Below are 21,618 nucleotides of genomic sequence, written 5' to 3'. Positions count from 1 at the left end.
TTACAAACGTTGGTTTACTAACTCAACGAAACGTTCTCTCAATGGTTCATCATCAATTTCACTGATGATTGGATTTAGGAATCCATTAATCATTAGACGCTCAGCATCTTTTCTGTTTAGCCCTCTAGACATTAAGTAATAAAGGCTATTTTCATCCAGTTTACCAATCGTTGCCCCATGTCCTGCTTTTACGTCATATTCATCGATTAATAAAATAGGGTTAACTTCAATAATTGCATCGTCTGATGCAATAATGCCTTTTAAGCTTTGATAAGCATCTGCTTTCTTCATGCCTTTTAGAATCTTTTCAACACCATTTAAAACAACCTTACCATTCTTATTGGCAATGGCGATGTTATGCATAGTACCTCTTGAGTTCGGTGCAGCATGAATGATCTCAATATCAATAACTTGTTTATGATCTGTGGAGCTAATGGCAACCGCTCTTAATTCTACGTTCGCACCTTCTCCAACGAGTTTTGCGTTCATTTTTGCATTAAGAATATTACTTACAAATCCACCAATAAGGTCCATTTGTGCATCTCTTTCAGCAACAAAATAATGGTGAATCTTCGCATCTTTACTTGCCAAATCACAAACCAATAAATAGTTCACTTTTGAGTTTTGCTTTGCGGTGAGTTTAATTTCATATGAATTTAAATCTAAATCTTCACTTGCGATTTCAAGGATGATTTTTACTTCGCTTGATTCTTCAACAACGATTTCTAAAGACTCGTTGTTATCATCTCTAAGGGTAATTTTAATAGGGTCTTCAAAATAGGTTTTTTTTGCTATTGTTAGCGTTTGTTCGCTAAATGAGATGCCTTTAGGTAGGTCTCCTAAAATGGCATGGTCTTTAATAACAATTTGATTCATTAGGCTTCAACCGTTTCTACAAAATCAATGCCTAATTCTTCTTTTACCCATTCATACCCATTTTGGTCAATCTTTTCGATTAATTCTTGTCCACCACTTAAAACGATTTTACCATCGATCATGATGTGAACATTAGTTGGTTTAATATGGTCTAAAATTCTTTGGTAGTGTGTAATTAAAATACAACCGAAGTTTTCATTTACCATAGAATTAACGTTTTCACCAACAATCTTTAAAGCGTCAATATCTAAACCTGAGTCGATTTCATCTAATACTGCAAATTTAGGTTTTAACATCTTAAGTTGAAGAATTTCATTACGTTTCTTTTCGCCACCAGAGAAACCTTCGTTTAAATATCTGTGTGGTAAGTCTTCGCGCATCTTTAGTTCTTTAGCTGCTCTTTCATATTTTCCAATGAATTCGAATAAAGGTGTTTGAACACCATCATTAACCGCTTTAAGTGCTGAACGCATAAAGTCACTGTTAGTGACACCAGGCACTTCAGCTGGGTATTGCATTGCTAAGAAAATACCTGCTCTAGCACGTTCATCGACTTCTAATTCTAATAGGTTCTCGCCATCTAGTGTGACTTCCCCTTCGGTTACTTCGTATTTTGGATGCCCCATAAGTGCACTTGCAAGTGTGGATTTACCAGTTCCGTTTGGTCCCATGATGGCATGAACTTCTCCACTTTTAACGACAAGATTGACACCTTTCAGGATCTCTTTATCTTCGATAGATACTTTCAAATTATTAATTGATAATGTTGACATAAATTAGTCCTCCTTATTTCCATATGTATTATAACGTATTAAGACTATTATATCTAATAATATGACCTATTTATAATAATATTTATAAAAACACTTTGAATAGAATTATGTGTAAAAATGTGGTAATCGTTTACACTAAAGTATAAAAGCATTTTCATTTTATTCTCAAGTAGATATTAGTTATAATATGATTGTCAATGTGAATTACCTTTTTATTATTTATTCATTGACCATTTACGTATTTTTTCTCCCAAAAAAATACCTAAGCGTTACACCACGCATCATGATGTTTTATTTTTGAAACGCCATCCTCAAAAGTAAAACATCTGAGAACGGTGACTCCTTTTTTTTATTCCTTTCCACTCGTTAAGAGTGGTTTTTTTCTATATGAACGCTTACATTGGTTATATAATTGAAATTTTGAATAAAAGTCTATACAGAAAAGATTTTCATGATATAATAGTAATAATTTATATAAAAGAGGTGTTTAAATTGAAAAAAATGTTGTTAATTGTTTTGCTCGTGATTTCCCTATTTACCGTTGCAGCGTGCAAAGAAAACAAGGTCTTCACTGTAAGTTTCAACACAAATGGTGGCTCAGTTGTTGAAACTGTTAAAGTCAAAGATGGTGAGGTTCTAACCCTAGATACTGAACCTGAAAAAGCTAATAATACATTCCGTTATTGGTACCTAACCGATAAGACTGTACCTTATGATTTCTCAACACCAGTAACCATGAATATGGTATTAAGTGCTTACTGGTCTCAAATGGATGTCGAACTTGCCACAAGTAAGACTTTCAATTTCACTAACCTAACTGAGGAATACTCTGTTTCAAACGGTTCGTTAGAACTGTTCTACACAAATAACGGAAACGTTCCTTATGTAAAAGTGATGGATTACCTAAACCTATTGGATGGATTCATTGATCCTGAAGTAGAGTTTACTGTTACAGAGTCTGAAGAAAACCTAAACCTATCTTATCAATACTATTCTGAGGAAGAAGATAAGACTTACGATTTAGGCGTAATCTTTGATTTAAAGTCAAATATTATTCACACCAGTGATCCTGCTTTCTATTGGGCATACATCTATTCTACTGAAACCAATTATGGTAGAAACATTGAATACCTTTATGACCATGAAAAAGCTGAATCAACTGAAGGAGAAACCGTCATCTACAATCTAAACGAATTCCAATTGGACTTAGTTTATCATGATGGTGCTGTACTGGCTCCTTACTATTTAGTCAATCAATTATTTGCTGGTTCAAGTTACTACAATGTCTATTTTAATGGCGATGCTTTATATGGTGTTTATGGATCATTATCTTCATCTGATTCAACCTATTCAACCATTAGAAGATCTTCACTAAATAACACCGATGTTCCAGCTGACTTATTATCTCATAATTATCACATGCTTGCCTTTAACCTAGAACATTTCTATGGTTTGAAGGAATACAAAGGGATTAAGAATTTCTATACTGAACTTGCTAAATACTACTCACAGTTCCATAGTACTAACCCTAATGATGTGTCTCAAGCACTTGCAGACTACTTAATGTTAGAACTTGATGAACCACATACTTCATTTGGTTTCTCAGGGTATCACTCAAAACTGTCTTATAATCCACCTACAAACTCATTGAGTAATTATGGTGAACACTATAACGACTGGTACATGAATGGTCTTTCAGCTGTAAACGATGTGATTGCAGCAAAATGGAAAATTTATTCTTCCAGTTCATGGGCTGCTAATAGTAGCTTAAGACCTAAATACTGGTTACTCGATGAAAAGAATGCAGTGATTTCATTTGATGAATTCGTTACTGCGGACATTGAAGAAACTAACGTATGGTCTACAGAAACATACACAGATGTATTTGGTGTTAGTCCGCTTCCAGCGGATGATAGTGCAAGTAGATATTTAGTGTACAATCAAACTGAAAAACTTAACTTAAAGACAGAAACACTACTTTATGATGCGAAAGCATCGTTTGTAGCTGATTATGCCGCTAAATTGGTTAGAGATGGGTTTACACATGTATATACTCCTGATATTTATACTGATTATCGTAAAGATGGTTATTACACAAAAAATATCGATGGTAAAGATTATATGGTATTATTAGGGTATGATACTACTCACAAATTAGGCTACATCGGTTTAACTACTAAGATGCCTACTGAATACCAATCTGTTTGGCCACTTACTGCATCTTTCAATAGCTTAATTGAATCAGATTCTGCTGTATACTTAGAAAGCATGATCAAGAAAGTTAAAGAATTATACCCACAAGTCGAAAGAATTGGTCTAGATATCACATTCAACACTGGTGGTAACGTGGGTGCATTATATAGAGTAGTTGGTTTAATCACAGATAATCCATTCGAAGTTAGCAGTTATTCTAGAGATACTAACGTATATCAAACATCAATCGTTGATATTACTACAGAAGCCTACGATGAATATGAGTGGTTCTTATTAACTAGTTATGTAACCTTCTCAGCAGCTAACGAAATGGCAACCATCTTCAAACAAAATGAACTTGGAAAGATTATCGGTCAAACATCCGGTGGTGGTGCAAGTTCCATTACACCAATACTACTTCCTGATGGTTCATTCTTCACAACAAGTAGCAACAACGTTAACACATTAAAAGACAAAGAAGGCAATTATGTGATTAACGAATCCGGCATTAAACCAGATTTTGAGATTCCACAAAACAAACTCTATGATGCCGCAACTTTACTAGAAATACTCAATAGATAGGAAAGATCATTTTGAACTCAAAAACAGTCTTAAAGAAACGCAAGTTTTACTTGATTGCATTTGTAATCACACTTTTAGTTTTCATAGGTATTTTTTACCTAACAACTTCAAAAATTAAAGATTATAACGATCTAACGCTTGTTAATCTTTTGGTTGCGATTGTCCTAGTCATTGTCATGGCTAGATTTAGAACAACACTTTATGCCTATAACAACATGGCAAGGACTGCGAAACTCATCGAACTCCAAAATAGCCCAGTTTCTTTTAAGTACAATGTGGTTGAATACAGAACTAGATTATTAACACTTGGTTATGAGTTGTTTACGAAGACACCAAAGTTTGAATTTTATACAAAGTATGTATTAGATGAATCAAGGAAGCGTTCAAAGGTTTGGCGATTATCCTATACGGTTGTTGTATTCGATAATAATATGGATTTCTATTCAAACGAGATTAACGAAATGATCCATAAATTCGAAGATCAACTGGATAAAAAGAAAATGCCTAAATACTATGAGATACTGGTTTATAAAGCCTATCCTAATGGTATCCCAGAGTCTGAAACCTCCAAGATTGGTGAGATTGTTAACTATAACGTCAAAAATGTTCATTTCTGTCAAATTAATATCGGCCTAGATCTAGGTTCAGACAAAGCTTATTATCTCTATAGTAAGCAATACTCGCCTTCTTATAACTATAAGATAGCAGTAAGAACGATTGAGAAGCAAATCCTATAATAAGTAAAAACATCCGTTTGGATGTTTTTTTTAATCAAAAAAATCCCCTTACTTCACGGAGAAGTAAGGGGACTTATTATTTGGAGTTATTATTGTAACGAATTGAAATAGATAGGATGTTACTGTAGTGTATAATTGTCCAAATGAACTTTTGCCAATACCAAGGCAGCAGCTATGAATACCAAATTGATGATGAGTAAATATTTCAGATTGCGAGCCTGGTTAGGTGCCTTCTCTTCATAATACTCTTTAAAACCATCGTATTTATCTCTCATTTCAGCGCGCTTAAAAATTGTCTTAGTTGTATAGGAAACCCCAAGAGTAAGTCTTAGAGCACCAGTATGAATCATGAAACTGACCACAAATGATATGATGTTTACAACAAATAAGGAATTACTCACATTTGCTAAGGTAAACTTAAAATCATATACGATTCCTAAAAACAAAACAGATAGTGCTAACAGTGAAACTACTGCAATCAATGATTTTAGTTTAGTATTCATTATTCAGCCTTTTTATTAGCGATAATTGCTTGATATTTTTTAAATTCAGCATCGTTTGCATAAACGAAATGATCTGGTTCAATTTCACGCATAGTTGGTTGATCCACGCTATAATCGTGAACTCTTGGATCATACTTAACGTTTTCACCACGGAGTCTTTCGAACTCAGGGTCTGGCATTGGAATCGCTGAAATTAAGGATAGTGTATATGGGTGAACTGGGTTGTTAAACACGCGTTCTTTGCTACCCATTTCTACGATTTTACCGAAGTACATAATCGCAATTCTATCACTTAAGAACTTAACTACGGATAAGTCATGAGCAATAAATAGGATTGTTAATCCGAGTTTATGTCTTAACTCATTTAGTAAGTTAATGACTTGGGCTTGAATGGATACGTCTAGCGCACTAATTGGTTCATCCGCAATGATTAATTGTGGTTCAGCAATAATCGCACGTGCGATGCCAATACGTTGGCGTTGTCCACCTGAGAATTCATGTGGGTAGTGGTCTGCGTGATCTGGTTGAAGTCCAACAAGTTTAAGTACTTCATAAACCTTGTCTAGAACCACTTTATCGTTACGAATACCGTTGATGTATAAACTCTCAGCAATAATGTCTTTTACGCTCATTCTTGGATCAAGTGAATCGATTGGATCTTGGAAAATCATTTGCATACGGTTCAATAATGGTCTCTTATAGAACTTATGTGCAAGTGATAATCTGACGATTTCATCTTCCATAGCTTTGACTTTCTTATTCTTATCAGAACGTACTTTACGATATACCTCAAGTTCTTCTGCGTGAATCTCATGTCTTTCCTTATCAGAAGTGCTCTTTGGAAGGGCATCTGTTTGTTGGAAAGCAGTTGCTTTAAACTTTAGGAAATCATCTTGTGCCTTTTGAATTTCTTTGCGCAATACTTCAATTTTTTCTTTAGATTCTACCTTAACTTGTTCGATGGATTCTTTACTTGGTCTGTATTTAGATTTGTGATCACGTTTACGAGCTTTGATTTCCGCAACGATTTCTCTTCTACGTTGTTTCTTTTCTTCTTTGAGCTCAGCAATACGTGCAGCTTTTTGTTCATTAGATAGTGAATTGTCCACTTGAACTAATTTGATATTTTCTTGATACGTAAAACCAAGTCTGTTTTTTTCTTTGAGTAACCCTCTTGTACCAGCGACGATTCTCTTACCAAGTAAGTGAACTTCACCATCAGTAGGTTTATAGATTTTGATAATGGTTCTACCAGTTGTTGTTTTACCACAACCAGATTCTCCAACTAAACTGAATACTTCGCCTCTTCTGACTTCGAATGAAACGCCATCAACAGCCTTGTTATAGATTTTGTATTTACCAGTACCGGTTTTAAAGTGTTGTTTGAGGTTATCAACTTTTAAGATTACATCATTTTCCATGTTTTTCACCTCTCAGTTTAATTGCTTCACTCTTCATGAACGTAATACGTTCTTTAATGATTTCTGGAAGTTCAACTTTTGGTGCATCTGGGTGTAATAACCAAGTTGCTGCATAGTGTTCTTCTGAAACCTTGAATAGTGGTGGTTGTTCTTCAAAATCAATTGCCATCGCATAAGGATTTCTTTGTGCGAATGCATCACCCTTAGGTGGGAATAACATGTTTGGTGGTGTTCCCGAGATGGTTTGAAGTTTTTCTTTACTGTTAATATCAGGCATTGAGCTCATTAAAGCCCAAGTATATGGATGTTTTGGATTATAGAATACATCATCTAGTGTGCCATATTCTACGACTTTACCAGCATACATAACTGCAACTCTATCGGCAACGTTCGCAACAACCCCAAGGTTATGTGTAATGAAAATTACGCTTAGGTTTCTGTCTTTCTTAATTCGTTTGATCAAATCTAGAATTTGAGCTTGGATTGTAACGTCTAGAGCAGTTGTAGGCTCATCACAAATCAATACTTCTGGTTGTGCCATCAATGCAATCGCAATAACGATGCGTTGTTTCATACCACCAGAGAATTGGAATGGATACATCTTAAATCTCTTTTCAGGTTCTGCAATACCTACTTCAGACATAATCTTGTAAGCTTCTAAACGTGCTTCAGTCTTAGTCACTTTGAAGTTTCTTCGGTATAAGTCCTTCATTTCACGTCTCTTAGAGAAATAATATTTCAATGAACTGAACATTGAACGAACTTCTGCATCTGATCCAACTTTAAACATGTCTTTACGTAATGATTCGACTCTGCCTTTGAAATCACTCTTCATTTGTTTGATTTCAAGCTTGAATTTTAAGGTTTTCGCTGAACTGTTTTTCTTGAATTTGCTTAAATCTTTTTTGAAATCAAGCTTCATTTGCTCAACTTTAGATTTGAATTCAGGCTTAATCTTTGCATATTTCTCTTTATTATCTTTGCTATAAGCTTTGAAGGCTTCTTTATATTCATCGACTTCCTTCTTATACTTTTCAGTAATTAGCTTGTACTCAGCATTTACCTCTTGAATGGCTTTACGTTTTTGTGCTTTGAAAGCTTCTTTAGCAACAACAAGTTCTTGTTTGATTACTTCTAGTTTTGCCTTCTTTTCTTCCTTAGAAAGGGTATCGTCCGCAATAATGTCATTCTTACGAATGTTAATGTTGATGATTTCAACCTCTTCGTTATGATATAGTGCTTTAATCTTATCTTGACGACGATTACCGTTAAGAATCATCGCTTCAGTGATTTGCTTACCAACACGCATGATTGGGTTAAGTGCTGAGGTTGGGTCTTGGAAGATCATTCCAATCTTGTTACCTCTGATCTTGTGGAAATCATCTTCACTAATCTTGATTAAGTCTTGATTTTGATAAATGATTTGTCCGGCATTAACCACGGCATTACCTGCAAGGATACCCATGATTGAACGAGATGTAACAGATTTACCACTACCTGATTCCCCAACGATTGCAAGGGTTTCGCCTCTATATAAGTCGAAGGATACCCCACGTACGGCTCTTACGAAACCTTGGTTAGTACGGAAGGATACTTCTAAGTCTTTAACTTGTACTACTACTTCTTTTTTAGACATTATTCTTGCCCCCTTAACGAAGGATTCATTGCATCTCTTAATGCGTTACCGAATAAGTTAAATGCAATCATAATAATGATGATTACAATCGCAGGAATCAATACAAGATAGAATCTACCTGGAGCGGTCATGTTTTGTTCACCGGCGTATAGAATAACCCCTAGTGATAACCCACTTAGCTTAAATAGACCGAAATCTAGTACTGCCCCTTCACCAAGACCGAAGCCTAAGAATGATAGGGATGCTTCTGTAATAATCATGGCAGGAATTGACAGAATTACGGATGTAATAATATATCCAATACCATTAGGTAAGATATGCTTGAAGATTAATCGACCATGTCCAGCACCAAGTGTCCTAGATGCAAGAACATATTCTCTACCTCTATATCGGTAAAATTGGATACGTGTTAGCCCGGCTACGCCTATCCAACCCGAGTAGGTGAGATAGATTAACAGTAGACCGAAACCGGCTCCAAACTTAAGATATAGGATGGTTAATACGGTTAACCCTGGGAAGGAACTTAATACTTCGACAAATCTTTCCATACCAAAGTCGATTCCGCCACCGAAGTAACCGGAAATTGATCCCCAAACTACACCAATAATGATGTTAATCACTGCAACAATAACCCCTAGTAACAAGGAGGTTCTTAATGATAACCAAACGGATGCAAATAAGTCTCTACCTTTACTGTCAGTACCGAAAATGAAGTAAGGAAGTGTTTCATAACCTGCATCTAATAGCCCGTTGTTAAGTACACGATAAGTAAAGTACTCTTTACCATCTGCACCAACTTGCTTATTTGAAATTGAAATAACTTCAATTAGAGGAAACTCACCCTCTTCACCAAATTTCCAACCTTTACTGTGGTCATTTGGATCGTTATAAATAATAGATTCAGCCATACCAGGTGTTGAAGCTAGTAAAGCATCATAAGATTCATTATCTAAGTTAGAAGGTCTGTTAGCGAAGATATCGTTATATTTGTAGTATGTGAATGAAGCAACTGTATAAAGCGCGTTAGCTCTCAACCATGTACCACCAAACCCATTCATTGAAGTTGATAACCATTGGGATAGTCCATAACCAGAATAGTATAAATCCTCTGAAGCAGCTAAATCTACTGATACTGAGTTAATTGACACTCTTGGTTTACCTTCTTCTTCGCTTCTAAACACCAGCGCAAGGCTTCCACCACCAACTGTAGCAGTTGTAAAAGTGTGACTGCCGGCTTCTGTGATTGATCCGACAGGTATATAGTAATCTAAGCTTTCAGGATCTTTATCTGTCATACCTTCAGGCAATAGACTTTTTAATCCCGCTGGCTTAACTAAAATTTCTAATGTAGCATTTTCCGTAATGCTTTCAATATCAATCGTGATACTCGCATTAGAATATCCTGATTGAACCTTTTCCACTACGATATGTGCATCTCTCTTAGATAGCACTATATCATTAGTCCCACCAACATAGTTAGGTTTACTGTCCCCACCAACAATGATGCTATTAACCAGTGTGCCTTTTTTGATGAACTCAGGTGAGAAAGTATTATAGACATCATACTTTGGATAGTATAGTCTATTACCATCAACATCACCTAATGCTGGATTAATTAGCTCATATTTAGTTAAATCTGCTTCATACTCATTGACCTCAATGGTTCCATCGAAAATACCAAGTTTTTCTAAAAATGGAATACGCGGAGGTAAAAATTTAGTGTTGACACTATTTTCTGAAGTGTAGTCTTTAACTGTCAAAATTGGAACGAACACAGATAACAACACAACCATCAATACGATTGTAGTCGCGACAATATTGACTTTGTTTTTAGTGAAACGGATTAAGGCGTCAGCTAAAAACGAACGTGGTTTACCTTCGAACTTAGTGTCAAATATTTTTTCATCGACTTTGACGAACTTAAATAGTTTCTTGTCTATTTGTTTATTATCCATTTTTTGCCCCCATTTTGATTCTAGGATCAATTAAACCATAAGACATATCAATTAAGATACTTGTAAATAGTCCAATAAATCCGAAGAAAGCAGTATCATACATAATGATGTTATAGTCAGGTGACCCTTTGATGCTTGCCTCGATAAATAAACGACCAGCACCTGGAATACCATAAACTTGCTCAGTAATACCTGCACCACCTAATAATCCAACAAAACTAAAAATTAACCCTGGAAGAATTGGTGTTAGAGAGATTCTAAGCGCATGTCTGTAAATAGCTTGGCGTTTGGATAACCCTTTTGTTCTCGCTAATAAAACGAAGTCTTGAGTCAACCCTTCACTAAGTTCAGCACGTACACGTCTTGATAGTCCAGCGATACCACCAAGTGATAAGCTGGCAACAGGAATAACATACCCCAGTATCCTCGTCTGCAGAGGCATCTGCTCGGATGGCCATTGATATGGCAACCAGGATAAGTCAGATCCAAACCATTTCATCAGTAGCATAATAACTACGAATGAAGGTAAGGAAATAAATACCATGATGATTATGGATGTTAAGTTATCGAATAACTTATCCTTCTTAATTGCTGCAGTTGCACCAATTAGAAGCCCAAAAGGAATTTGTAATAATAAAACTGCGAGGTTAACACCGATGGTATATTTAAATGTTCTATTTAATACTTCAGTGGCAGGCGCATTTACTTGAACCCTAGTAGATGTCCCCCAATCAAATTTTGTGATAACATTTTCAAGCCATGTTCCGTATTGGGTAATAATAGGTACACGCTCAAAAACCCAAAGAACTCGGATGGGTTTGTTAATCTCTTGGTCAGTGTAGATTGTAAAATAATTTTTTGTATCTTTAACATACTTTTCCTGTAATTCCTTCAATGTAACTTGAGTTAATTTAGGCGAAGTTGGTGTAGGTTGATAATCAATGTCAATAATGGTTCTAGTCATAAAACCATCATTCCATTGTTTAACTAACCAAGAACGCTTCTCATCATACTTTGTAGGCGGATATTCAGGTTGTAGTTTTAGGAATACGAAAGTAATTGTTAGGATGGTAAATAAGATGATAAACACCCATAACAAACGCATTAAGAAATACCTTAACATATATATAACTCCTATCTATTTCAATTTTATTGATATCAAGTATTATATCAAAAAGCTTATCATTTTCAAAACCTTTTTTTACACAATTAGGATGAAAACGTTAAGCTATCGAACAATAAATCATCCTTTTTCACAAAAGGATGATTTACGTTCTTAATTATCTTTACTTTTAATTATGACTTAAAATTTTATCTTAGTAAAGTAAGATAGCTGGTAAGATTGTATCTCCGTCTTTTGGAATTGTAATTCCATAAGCGTCTGTAACAGTATCTCTACCAATTTCTGTGTCTAAGTCTTCACTATAAATTACGAATGCGCCTGAAGGTGATTCAAATTCTGCACTCCAGCTACCAGCCTTTTCTGCATTATACTTCCAGCCTGCTTCTGTAAAAATAGCTACAACTTGTGCTTTAGTCATGCCTTCTGGTAAAACGATCCAAATCCCGTTAACGCCAGCTTCTTCAATGATTTCGAAGCCAGTGCCTTCAAATTCTGGATATGAATATCTGTCGAAGAAATCTTCAACTTCATCCATAACTTTTGTCCAGCTTTCATATTCGCCTTCCTCTAATACTGGTGGAACGTCATCGCCATCGACGATTGTTGCTTTACCGTTTAGAGCTGTTGAAATAGCATCGTATGAGAATACTTTTGTGATTTCTGGTGTATCAACGTCATCGTCATGATCCCAAGTAACTGAGATTTCAGGTAATGATGTGTCAAAGCCCCAGTTAATTGTGAATCCACCACGGTTATCTGATGAGAACACGTCTAGGAATGAAGATGCGTTTAACTGAGAACCTGAGATACCACCGATTGCGATATCGAATTCCCCCTTCATCATATAGTCATAATAGATGTTAGGGAATGGTGTATCAACGATATTAACTTTGATCTTAACATAGTTAACGTTATCAACTAAAGCTTCGAAACTTTGTTTAACAAAGTCGCCTCTAACTTTAGTAGCATCTGATTGTGTAATGTTCATGAAACGTACGTCTAAAGTAATTTCTTCATACTTTTGAGCAGTACCCTTCTTGTAGTGACCATCTGCAATACCTTGTGAAACTGCACTTCTTAAATAAGATAATGCAAGGCCTTTATTATAACCCCATGTTTCGCCAGCGTAATCTTCGAAAATTTTCTTACCTTGTTCAGAGTCTCTGTATGGAACACCTGATTCAGGGTCTACATAATATAGATTTGAGAAGAATGTTGTACCAATACCAGATGTTGGAACCCAGTTTTGTTGTAAGTCTTGTCTATCCATAATATAGTATAAAGCTTTTCTAAAATCTGTGTAGCCTAGGATTGGTTCTGGTACGAACTTAGATCCTGGGAATTGTGCTTGTTGTCTATCAACAGTTTGTAGACCGTTAATGTTCAATCTCATAGTTGTTGCATCTGGAGTTTGTCTAACTCTTGGGTCAGAAATAAACTCAGAGATACGTGCATTTGGAACTGAGCTTGATTCTAGTTTACCATCTAGGAATGCTGTGAATGCAACTTCTGCAGATTCATAAATGATGATGTCATATCCAGTCCACATTGTTTCTTCTGCGTGTGGATATTTAGCGTTCTTAACGTATGTAGTAAGTTTAGAAGGTTCAAATGTGTCCATGATGTATTCACCACTTGACGCGATGTGTAGGTGGTCTTTACCATAGTCAGCTTTGTTTGATAAACTTTCATATAAATCTTGTTGCATTGCTGGCCAACCTAATAGGTAGTAAGCATCGAATTCGCCCTTAGCGTTCTTAGTAGTGAACTCTAAAGTTAAATCATCGACCTTCTTAAGACCAACGCTTGCCCATAATGTGTCAAGTTCTGCAAGTTGTGCTGCGGTTGGAGTTGCTTCTCCACCATAGATTTCTTGTGCTTTCTTAGCATATGCTTCTGCACCTTGAATTTCAGATACGAAGTCACCACCACCAGAGATTGCACGGAATAAGTTTCTATTTAATGCTTCACGGAATGTCCAGATATAGTCATTAGCATCTAGTACCATGTCATAACCTGTTGTAACCATATCCTTGTTGAATGCCCATTCAAGATCGTCTCTTAAAACTACTCTCCAAGTTTTAGAAGAAGTCTTGCCATTAACTATTTCAACTGTTGGTCCAACAGCTTGTGGTTTTTGAGCAGCTAGGTCTGGAGCCCATTCCCAACCATTCTTAGCATCATTTAATACTTGACGGTAGAATGAACCAGTAATGTAGTTAATGTAGTCTAATGATACTGAGTCATCATATGTCCAGAAGTTTAATGTTGAGAATGTTTGTGTATCCCAAGCGCGGTATGTATATTCGCCTGCTTTACCGAATTCACCTTCTACACCTTTGACTTCTGAGTCATCAGCTGTAAGGTCAGCATATCTAGTACCCCAACCATAAGAAGGAATAAATGATGCTACTGGTAATGTTACACGTTGTGCAAACATACTGAATGAGCTTGCCACATAGAATGGAATACCACCAATCATGTTGTCAAGTAAGTATCTTTCAGCTGCTGCGAAGAATTCATTCTTAACGTTACTTGAAGCGAACTTAAGGTTTAACACGCCATCATATAAAGCATTCTTGTCTGCAACGACTAAAATGTTTGATAAGGCATAACCTTCAGCGCCTGCGCTGTCTTTTACGCTATAAACGATTTGGTATCTACCAACTTTAGATGTATCAACTGAACCCTTTGTAGTGATTGCAGATGTTAAAACACCATCTTCATTGTCTTTAGCAGTTACACCAGCTTTTGGATCAAATGATTCACCTAATCCTAATACATGGCTTGTAACACCGCTAATTGTTGGTGCACCATTTGGTGTATATACTGTTACTTTAATTGTTACTACTGTTTCTAACCCTTTAGAGTCTTTGACAGAATATGTAACATCATAAGTACCGTTAACGTTAACGTCAACTTTGTTATCAACAACAATCGCTGAAGTTAGGGGACCATCTTCTTTGTCCGTAGCTTGAACTGTAGCTAGTGGATCAAATGGAGTGCCCTTAATATGGTCCATATTTTGTACTCCAGAGATTACTGGAGCTTCGTTCTTAACTTCTTTTTTACATGCAACTAATGCTAGTGCAAGTAGAACGAATGCAAATACCGTTACTATTTTTTTCATTTCTCTCTCTCCTTTTTTTACTATTATATCAAAAAAATCAAAGATACATAGAACTCGCATTATGAAAGCGTATTCAATTAGTTACTTGTGATTTTTAATGACAACAACTTGATAAATCCCTTTACTTCCTTGTTAATCCAAGAATCTGTTTTCTTATTGGCAACACAAATATGACAATAAGAATCGTAGTAATTAACAACCCTAAATCTACAAACTCTCTACCTTGATAAAACAAAGTGAAGATTGTTGGTAAAAGGCAGATTACTAGATACAAAACAATAAAGTAGATATGTTTTTGCTTATCTCTTGATACTTTTCCCACGATAAAAACCCCTTTCCATTTTGTATTATTACTAATTTATCACAATTCATATGCGATTTCAAGCATTAGTGCACATTTTCTTTACATTTATTTGCTCTTTTTTTGTTTTTTTGATGATTTCGTCTTTAGGATTGATAAAATCGCATTATTATCGTGTTAAATCACTACATTGTATTGTAACCGAATATGACGTACTGAAGATTTTAGTATTTCACGATTTCACGCGCGCGCACGTACGTACACGTACGCGTATATAATATAAAAAAGACTTAACAACCGATTGGTCATTAAGTCTTTAGTTATTTTCTAATTGTTATTCAGCTTTTGAATAATCCATTGCTTTGTAACGTTGATACATTGCCCAACGGTTCTTGGCATCATTTAAGTTTTGATTTAACAATTCTTCTGCATGATCTGGATTGATTTGTGATAACTGTGCATAACGTGATTCAGATAATAAGTAGTCTTGATACTTGTCCCAGACTGGTGGCTTAGAATCGATTTGGAATGGATTCTTACCTTGCTCAATTAGTCTTGGGTCATATCTGAATGTTGGCCAGTATCCGCATTCTGTAGCAAGTTTAGCTTGAGATGCAGATTGAGTTAAGCCACCCTTGATACCATGTTCAATACATGGTGAGTAAGCAATAACCAGAGATGGACCATTGTATGATTCAGCTTCTTTTAAAGTCTTGATAACTTGAGCTGGTGATGCACCGTGAGAGATTTGGGCAACATAAACGTGACCATAACTCATAGCGATTGCAGCTAAGTCTTTCTTCTTAGTCTTCTTACCGGATGCAGCGAATTTTGCAATTGCAGCACTTGGTGCAGATTTAGATGATTGACCACCAGTGTTAGAGTAAACTTCAGTGTCTAGAATTAGGATGTTAACATCTTCGTTATTAGCGATAACGTGGTCGATACCACCATAACCGATATCATAAGCCCAACCGTCTCCACCCATGATCCATTGGCTCACACGAACAAAGTAATCTTTAAGTTCTAGTAATTCCTTAGCATAAGGTGCATTAACTTTTTCTAGTTCAGCTTCAAGTTTTGGAGCAAGCGCTTGAGTGATTTCACCAGATGCTCTATTTTCTAACCAGCTTGATGCTAATTCCTTTAAGGATTCAGGCATTTCGCTTAAATGGTTAGCAAATAGGTTGTGGATTCTATCTCTCATCGTTTCGTATGCAATTCTCATACCGAAACCGAATTCAGCGTTATCTTCGAATAGTGAGTTAGCCCAAGCTGGACCTCTACCATTTGGAAGTGTTGTGTATGGTGTAGCAGGGAATGATGCACCATAAATCGATGTACAACCTGTAGCATTCGCTAAGATCATACGTTCCCCAAATAATTGGGTAATCGCTTTAATATAAGGTGTTTCACCGCAACCAGCACATGCGCCAGAGAATTCGAATAATGGTTTATTGAAGTTAACGTTCTTGACGTTATCATTACCAATATTCTTATATGTTACTTCATTGAAGAAGTAGTCAGCGATTTGTTGTGAACCAGCACTTAGTTCTGGTCCGATTGGTGTCATGAATAAAGCTTTACCAGGTGCTGGACAAACCTCAACGCACACACCACATTCTGTACAATCAAGTGTTGAAACTTGGATGGTGTATTTGTATTGGTCAAGACCTTTACCTTTAGCTTGTAAGAACTTAGAACCTTCAGGAGCGTTTGCTACTTCTTCTTCAGTTGCTAAGAATGCGCGGATAACAGCATGTGGACATGCGAATACGCATTGGTTACATTGGATACAGTTTTCTTCTCTCCAACCTGGAATGAAGTTTGCAATACCACGTTTTTCATAAGCGGCAGAACCGTTATCCATATGACCATCTTCATAACCTAAGAATGCTGAAACTGGAAGTGAATCCCCTTCAATAGCGTTAACGATATCAGCGATATTCTTAACGAATGATGGACGGTCTTGAGCCTCAACCACTTCGTCTTCTAAGAATGCCCATTCAGGCTTAACTTCTACTTCAACTAAGTGTTTGTATCCAGCTTCAATCGCAGCGTAGTTCATTTGAAGAATTGCTTCACCCTTACGTCCGTAAGATTTTTCTGCATATTTCTTCATAAGTTCTTCTGCTTTTGCAAATGGCATGATGTGATCTAGTAAACGTAATTGCGCACTTTGCATGATTGTATTAGTTCTTCTTCCTAATCCAATTTCATAAGCTAAGTCTACAGCATTGATGATGTAGAATTTAGCATTCTTTTGTGCTAATTGACGTTTTACTTTATTTGGCAAGAAGGCTTCGATCTCATCTTTGCCTACTTGTGTATTTAATAAGAATTTACCGCCTTGACGTAATCCTTTAACCATATCGTATTTTTGTAAGTATGTATCAGCTGAACAAGATACGAAATGTGGATTATTAACTAGGTAAGTAGATTTGATTACATGTGGACTGAAACGTAAGTGCATACGTGTAACCCCACCCGCTTTTTTAGAGTCATAAGCTGCATAGGCTTGTGAGTTTAAGCTTGTGTTGTCCCCGATGATCTTAACGATATTCTTAGAAGCCCCAACGGTACCGTCAGAACCTAATCCGAAGAATAATAACTCAGTAGTTTCTTTGTCTGTTACGTCGACATTTTCAGAGAAGTCAATGGATGTGTGAGTAACGTCATCATTGATACCAACTGTGAAGTGGTCTTTTTGTTCGCCAGCAAGGTTTTTGAACACTGCATTAACCATGTTAGGGGTTGTATCTTTAGAAGATAATCCATAGATACCACCGATGATGGTAGGTTGATGATCTCTGCCATAGAACATAGATTTAACATCTAGGTATAATGGTTCTCCTGTGCTGCCTGGTTCGATTGTTCTATCAAGAACTGCGATTCTCTTAACACTCTTTGGCATTGCTGCAAAGAAGTATTTTTCTGAAAATGGTCTAAATAGATGAACAGATACCATACCAACTTTTTTACCTTGACGAGTTAAGAAGTCGATGGTTTCTTTAGCAGTTTCAACTACTGAACCCATCGCTACGATTACATCTGTTGCTTCTGGATCCCCATAGTAATTGAATGGTGCATAAGGACGACCTGTTACTTTAGATATTTCTTGCATGTATTCATTGACAATGTCAGGAATAGCAGCATATTTTGATGCTTGTAATGTACGTGTTTGGAAATATACGTCATCATTTTGTGCCGTACCACGTGTCTTAGGGTGTGCAGGGTTTAATGCACCATCTCTAAATTTCTTTAATGCTTCTCTGTCTAAAAGACGATCGAATACACTATAGTCCATTACTTCAACTGTATTAACTTCGTGTGAAGTTCTAAACCCGTCAAAGAAATGTAAGAATGGTACTGTACCTTTAATTGCAGCTAAGTGTGCAATTCCACCTAAATCCATTACTTCTTGTACAGAGTTTGAAGCTAGTAAAGCCCACCCTGTTTGTCTTGCAGCCATCACGTCTTGGTGGTCACCAAAGATAGATAGTGCTTGTGCTGCGATTGAACGTGCAGCGACATGGATAACCCCTGGCAATAATTGACCAGCGATCTTATACATGTTTGGCAGTTTAAGCAAGAGACCTTGTGATGCCGTAAAAGATGTGGTTAGTAACCCAGTTTGTAATGATCCGTGAACAGTTCCGGCAGCTCCGGCTTCACTTTGCATTTCAACGACTTTAACTGGCATACCAAAGATATTCTTCTTACCTTGAGAAGCCCATAAGTCAACGTTTTGACCGATTGGTGTAGATGGTGTAATTGGATAGATACCCGCTACTTCGGTCAACGCATACGCTACATACGATGCAGCTTCAGCGCCGTCCATTGACTTGATAACTTTTTTATCAGCCATTTTTATCCTCCTTTTGCTTATTCTTTTAGAATAACCCGCAATGAGATTATAACTTAAAACAAATATTTATGCAACCTCATAAAAGCGCGAAATGTGAATATTATCGTATATTAAAAACTTTCTAATCTACCCCTTAATAAAGGTCAAAACCGCACTAGCATTTGTTTTTGCACTTGCCTTCTTGAAAACTTTTTCGATGACGCCTTCTTCGTTCAAAATAAATGTGCTACGCTTCATTCCAATCGTAATTTTGCCGTACAGGTTTTTTTCGCCATATGAACCAAAATAAGATGAGACTTCATGATCCGGGTCACTTAATAGAACAAATGGAAGATTATAAGATTCTATAAAATTCTTATGACTCATCGCATCATCCGTGCTAATTCCTAACAAGACTACATTCTCATTGGTAAGTTCTTGATAGATGTCTCTAAAACTACAAGCCTGGGTTGTACACCCAGGCGTATTGTCTTTTGGATAAAAGTATAAAACAACTTTCTTTCCTAAATAATCACTTAATTTATGTGTTTTACCAAAAGCATCCTTCAACTGGAAATCCTTTGGTTTCATCCCTACTTCTAGCATAATATCCCTACTTTCTTAATAATCTTAAACTGTTTAAAATAACGAGAATAGTTGATCCCTCATGGGCAACAACCCCTAGAGGTAACTTGATTAATCCGAACACGTTCGAGATCAATAATAGTGCAATTACAGTAATCGAGAAGAACATATTTTGTCTTGCGATAACCTTCATTCGTCTAGCTAGCTTAATCGAGATTCCGATGTTTTCTATCTTATTATTCATGAATACAACATCCGCAGTTTCTAGTGAAACGTCTGTGCCAGAACCCATTGCAACCCCAACATCTGCACTTGCGAGTGCAGGCGCATCGTTGATGCCATCACCAACCATCATTACCGTTTTATTGCTCTTTTTCATTGATTCAACATGTTTCAATTTGTCTTCTGGAAGAAGCTCACTTAAGACATACTTAATGCCAGCTTCTTTGGCGATATTTGCTGCTGTATAGCGATTATCCCCTGTTAGCAAAATCGGTCTAACCCCTAATTCAATAAGTTCACCAATGGATTCTTTAACATTAGGTCTGATCTTATCAATTAAAGAAATAAATCCAATAAGTGTTTGGTCTTTAGATACGAAAACAGTTGTATATCCATCCTTATGGGCGGCATCAATTCTCACCCTTAAGTCTTCTGATATTGCAACATCAAATCTACCTACTTGCCATAAGTGATTATCATAGTTGGCTTCAATTCCCTTACCAGGAATTTCAGTGGTCTTAATGGCTAAATCTTTCGAGCCGTTTAAATAAGTTACAACCGCACCTGCTAATGGGTGTGTAGATTGTTTTTCTAAGGTATATACAACATCACATAAAGTAGATTTGTCTGACTCTGTGCAATAGATTTCAGCTACTTGTGGTCTACCTTCGGTGATGGTTCCGGTCTTATCCAGTAAGACGGAATCGATTTCTGCTAGTTTTTCTAAGTGTTTTCCACCTTTAATCAAAATTCCTTTTCTTGAGGCATTTGATAAAGATGATAATACAGCTGGTGATACCGAGGCAACCAGTGCACATGGGGATCCAACGACTAAGACAACAATCCCTCTATAGATTGCGACATCACTGCTCCAAATATCGAACACACTTGGAATAATCATCGTTAATGCTGATAAAGCGATAACTACATATACATAATAACGTTCAAACTTATCAATAAATGTTTCTGTTTCTGTTTTATTATCATGAGCGCTTTGAACGAAATCAATAATCTTTTGTACGGTTGATTCGCTCATGTCTTTCGTAACTTTCATTTGGAAAGTTGAAGATACGTTTAAAGTCCCTGAGTATACGGCATCGCCTTTAACCTTATCAACTGGAACGGATTCTCCGGTAATCATCGATTCATTTATAGAACTACTACCGTCGATGATAATGCCATCTGCTGGAACAGATGAACCCACTTTCACAAGTACAATATCGTTGATTGTAAGTTTGCTTGCCGCAATCACTTCTTCTTTACCATCTTTGATTAAGATGGCTTGTTCAGGAGCAAGTTTTAAGAGACTTGTAAATGCCTTTTCACTCTTCGCATTGGCATAGTCTTCGAGTAAGCCAGATAGTGCAAAAATGAAAATTAGAATGGCGCCTTCAGCGTAGTTTTTAACAACAAACGCACCAAGAGCGGCCATAATCATCAATATTTCTACGTTTAATGCCTTGTTTTTGATGGTTTCTAAGACCCCTTCTTTAGCCTTATAAAACCCACCAATTAAAAACGATAAACCATATAATACCATTAAGGTTGTCTCATTCAATAACGATTTAAATATGGTTGCCGTCAAAATCAATATTACAGATATAACAGTAAATGCTGTTTCAAGTTTTAAGTTGTTTTTCATAAAAAATCCTCCATAAGTAGTATAACATAGAGTAATCTAATTATTATAAATAATGCTCATATTTATTATAAATAACTTATCTATTTGGAATA

General features: G+C 36.3%; 13 protein-coding genes and 3 pseudogenes. 2 read left to right on the top strand and 14 right to left on the bottom strand.

Features of this window, described 5'->3' with window-relative positions:
- Together JN09_RS03615 and sufC are read right to left on the bottom strand one after the other, a co-directional pair.
- Positions 1-876, bottom strand: coding sequence for a SufD family Fe-S cluster assembly protein (locus tag JN09_RS03615; RefSeq protein WP_204432763.1), 876 nt, complete (start codon positions 874-876; stop codon positions 1-3).
- Positions 876-1,649 carry a Fe-S cluster assembly ATPase SufC gene (gene sufC / locus JN09_RS03610; protein ID WP_204432761.1) on the bottom strand — a complete coding sequence of 258 codons (774 nt, stop codon included), beginning with the start codon at positions 1,647-1,649 and terminating at the stop codon, positions 876-878. The genes JN09_RS03615 and sufC overlap by 1 nt, the downstream gene beginning before the upstream one ends.
- A gap of 501 nt (positions 1,650-2,150) precedes the next feature.
- Here sufC and JN09_RS03605 point away from each other — a divergent pair.
- The gene (locus JN09_RS03605; RefSeq protein ID WP_235985180.1) at positions 2,151-4,424 is read left to right on the top strand and encodes a S41 family peptidase; all 2,274 of its coding nucleotides are present in this window, start codon (positions 2,151-2,153) and stop codon (positions 4,422-4,424) included.
- A gap of 11 nt (positions 4,425-4,435) precedes the next feature.
- Positions 4,436-5,161: a hypothetical protein gene (locus JN09_RS03600; protein ID WP_204432753.1), complete on the top strand. Its 726-nt coding sequence runs from the start codon at positions 4,436-4,438 to the stop codon at positions 5,159-5,161.
- Between the two features lie 119 nt (positions 5,162-5,280).
- Here the strand turns inward: JN09_RS03600 and JN09_RS03595 are convergent, their stop codons facing one another.
- The 12 genes and pseudogenes from JN09_RS03595 to JN09_RS03550 all read right to left on the bottom strand — a co-directional run bounded on the left by JN09_RS03595 (position 5,281) and on the right by JN09_RS03550 (position 21,526).
- The gene (locus JN09_RS03595) at positions 5,281-5,664 is read right to left on the bottom strand and encodes a DUF3899 domain-containing protein (RefSeq protein ID WP_204432751.1); all 384 of its coding nucleotides are present in this window, start codon (positions 5,662-5,664) and stop codon (positions 5,281-5,283) included.
- Positions 5,664-6,359, bottom strand: a pseudogene (locus JN09_RS07730) (ATP-binding cassette domain-containing protein); the annotation flags it as partial. The gene JN09_RS03595 and the pseudogene JN09_RS07730, both read right to left, overlap by 1 nt.
- Positions 6,360-6,665: 306 nt before the next feature.
- Positions 6,666-7,085, bottom strand: a pseudogene (locus JN09_RS07725) (ATP-binding cassette domain-containing protein); the annotation flags it as partial.
- The gene (locus JN09_RS03585; RefSeq protein WP_444850775.1) at positions 7,075-8,364 is read right to left on the bottom strand and encodes an oligopeptide/dipeptide ABC transporter ATP-binding protein; all 1,290 of its coding nucleotides are present in this window, start codon (positions 8,362-8,364) and stop codon (positions 7,075-7,077) included. The pseudogene JN09_RS07725 and the gene JN09_RS03585, both read right to left, overlap by 11 nt.
- Positions 8,365-8,367: 3 nt before the next feature.
- Positions 8,368-8,721, bottom strand: a pseudogene (locus JN09_RS07720) (ATP-binding cassette domain-containing protein); the annotation flags it as partial.
- Entirely contained in the window at positions 8,721-10,676 is a 1,956-nt protein-coding gene (locus JN09_RS03580; RefSeq protein ID WP_204432741.1) for an ABC transporter permease, read from the bottom strand. The pseudogene JN09_RS07720 and the gene JN09_RS03580, both read right to left, overlap by 1 nt.
- Positions 10,669-11,799, bottom strand: a complete 1,131-nt coding sequence (locus JN09_RS03575) for an ABC transporter permease (RefSeq protein ID WP_204432740.1) — start codon at positions 11,797-11,799, stop codon at positions 10,669-10,671. The genes JN09_RS03580 and JN09_RS03575 overlap by 8 nt, the downstream gene beginning before the upstream one ends.
- A 193-nt stretch (positions 11,800-11,992) precedes the next feature.
- Positions 11,993-14,929: an immunoglobulin-like domain-containing protein gene (locus tag JN09_RS03570; RefSeq protein ID WP_204432739.1), complete on the bottom strand. Its 2,937-nt coding sequence runs from the start codon at positions 14,927-14,929 to the stop codon at positions 11,993-11,995.
- Positions 14,930-15,050: 121 nt separating this feature from the next.
- Positions 15,051-15,251: a hypothetical protein gene (locus JN09_RS03565; protein WP_204432738.1), complete on the bottom strand. Its 201-nt coding sequence runs from the start codon at positions 15,249-15,251 to the stop codon at positions 15,051-15,053.
- A gap of 313 nt (positions 15,252-15,564) precedes the next feature.
- Positions 15,565-19,098, bottom strand: coding sequence for a pyruvate:ferredoxin (flavodoxin) oxidoreductase (gene nifJ, locus JN09_RS03560; protein ID WP_204432737.1), 3,534 nt, complete (start codon positions 19,096-19,098; stop codon positions 15,565-15,567).
- A 126-nt stretch (positions 19,099-19,224) separates the two neighbouring features.
- Complete coding sequence (bcp, locus tag JN09_RS03555; protein WP_204432735.1) at positions 19,225-19,683, bottom strand: thioredoxin-dependent thiol peroxidase; 459 nt, start codon at positions 19,681-19,683, stop codon at positions 19,225-19,227.
- Between the two features lie 7 nt (positions 19,684-19,690).
- On the bottom strand, positions 19,691-21,526 hold the full coding sequence (locus tag JN09_RS03550) for a heavy metal translocating P-type ATPase (RefSeq protein WP_204432733.1): 1,836 nt from the start codon (positions 21,524-21,526) through the stop codon (positions 19,691-19,693).
- Positions 21,527-21,618: the final 92 nt, after the last annotated feature.

Origin of the sequence: Paracholeplasma morum, from assembly GCF_016907055.1 — a bacterium.
GTDB lineage: Bacteria > Bacillota_I > Bacilli_A > Acholeplasmatales > UBA5453 > Paracholeplasma > Paracholeplasma morum.
The sequence above is the reverse complement of the archived record's forward strand: the minus strand, read 5'-3'. Positions and strand labels throughout refer to the sequence as shown.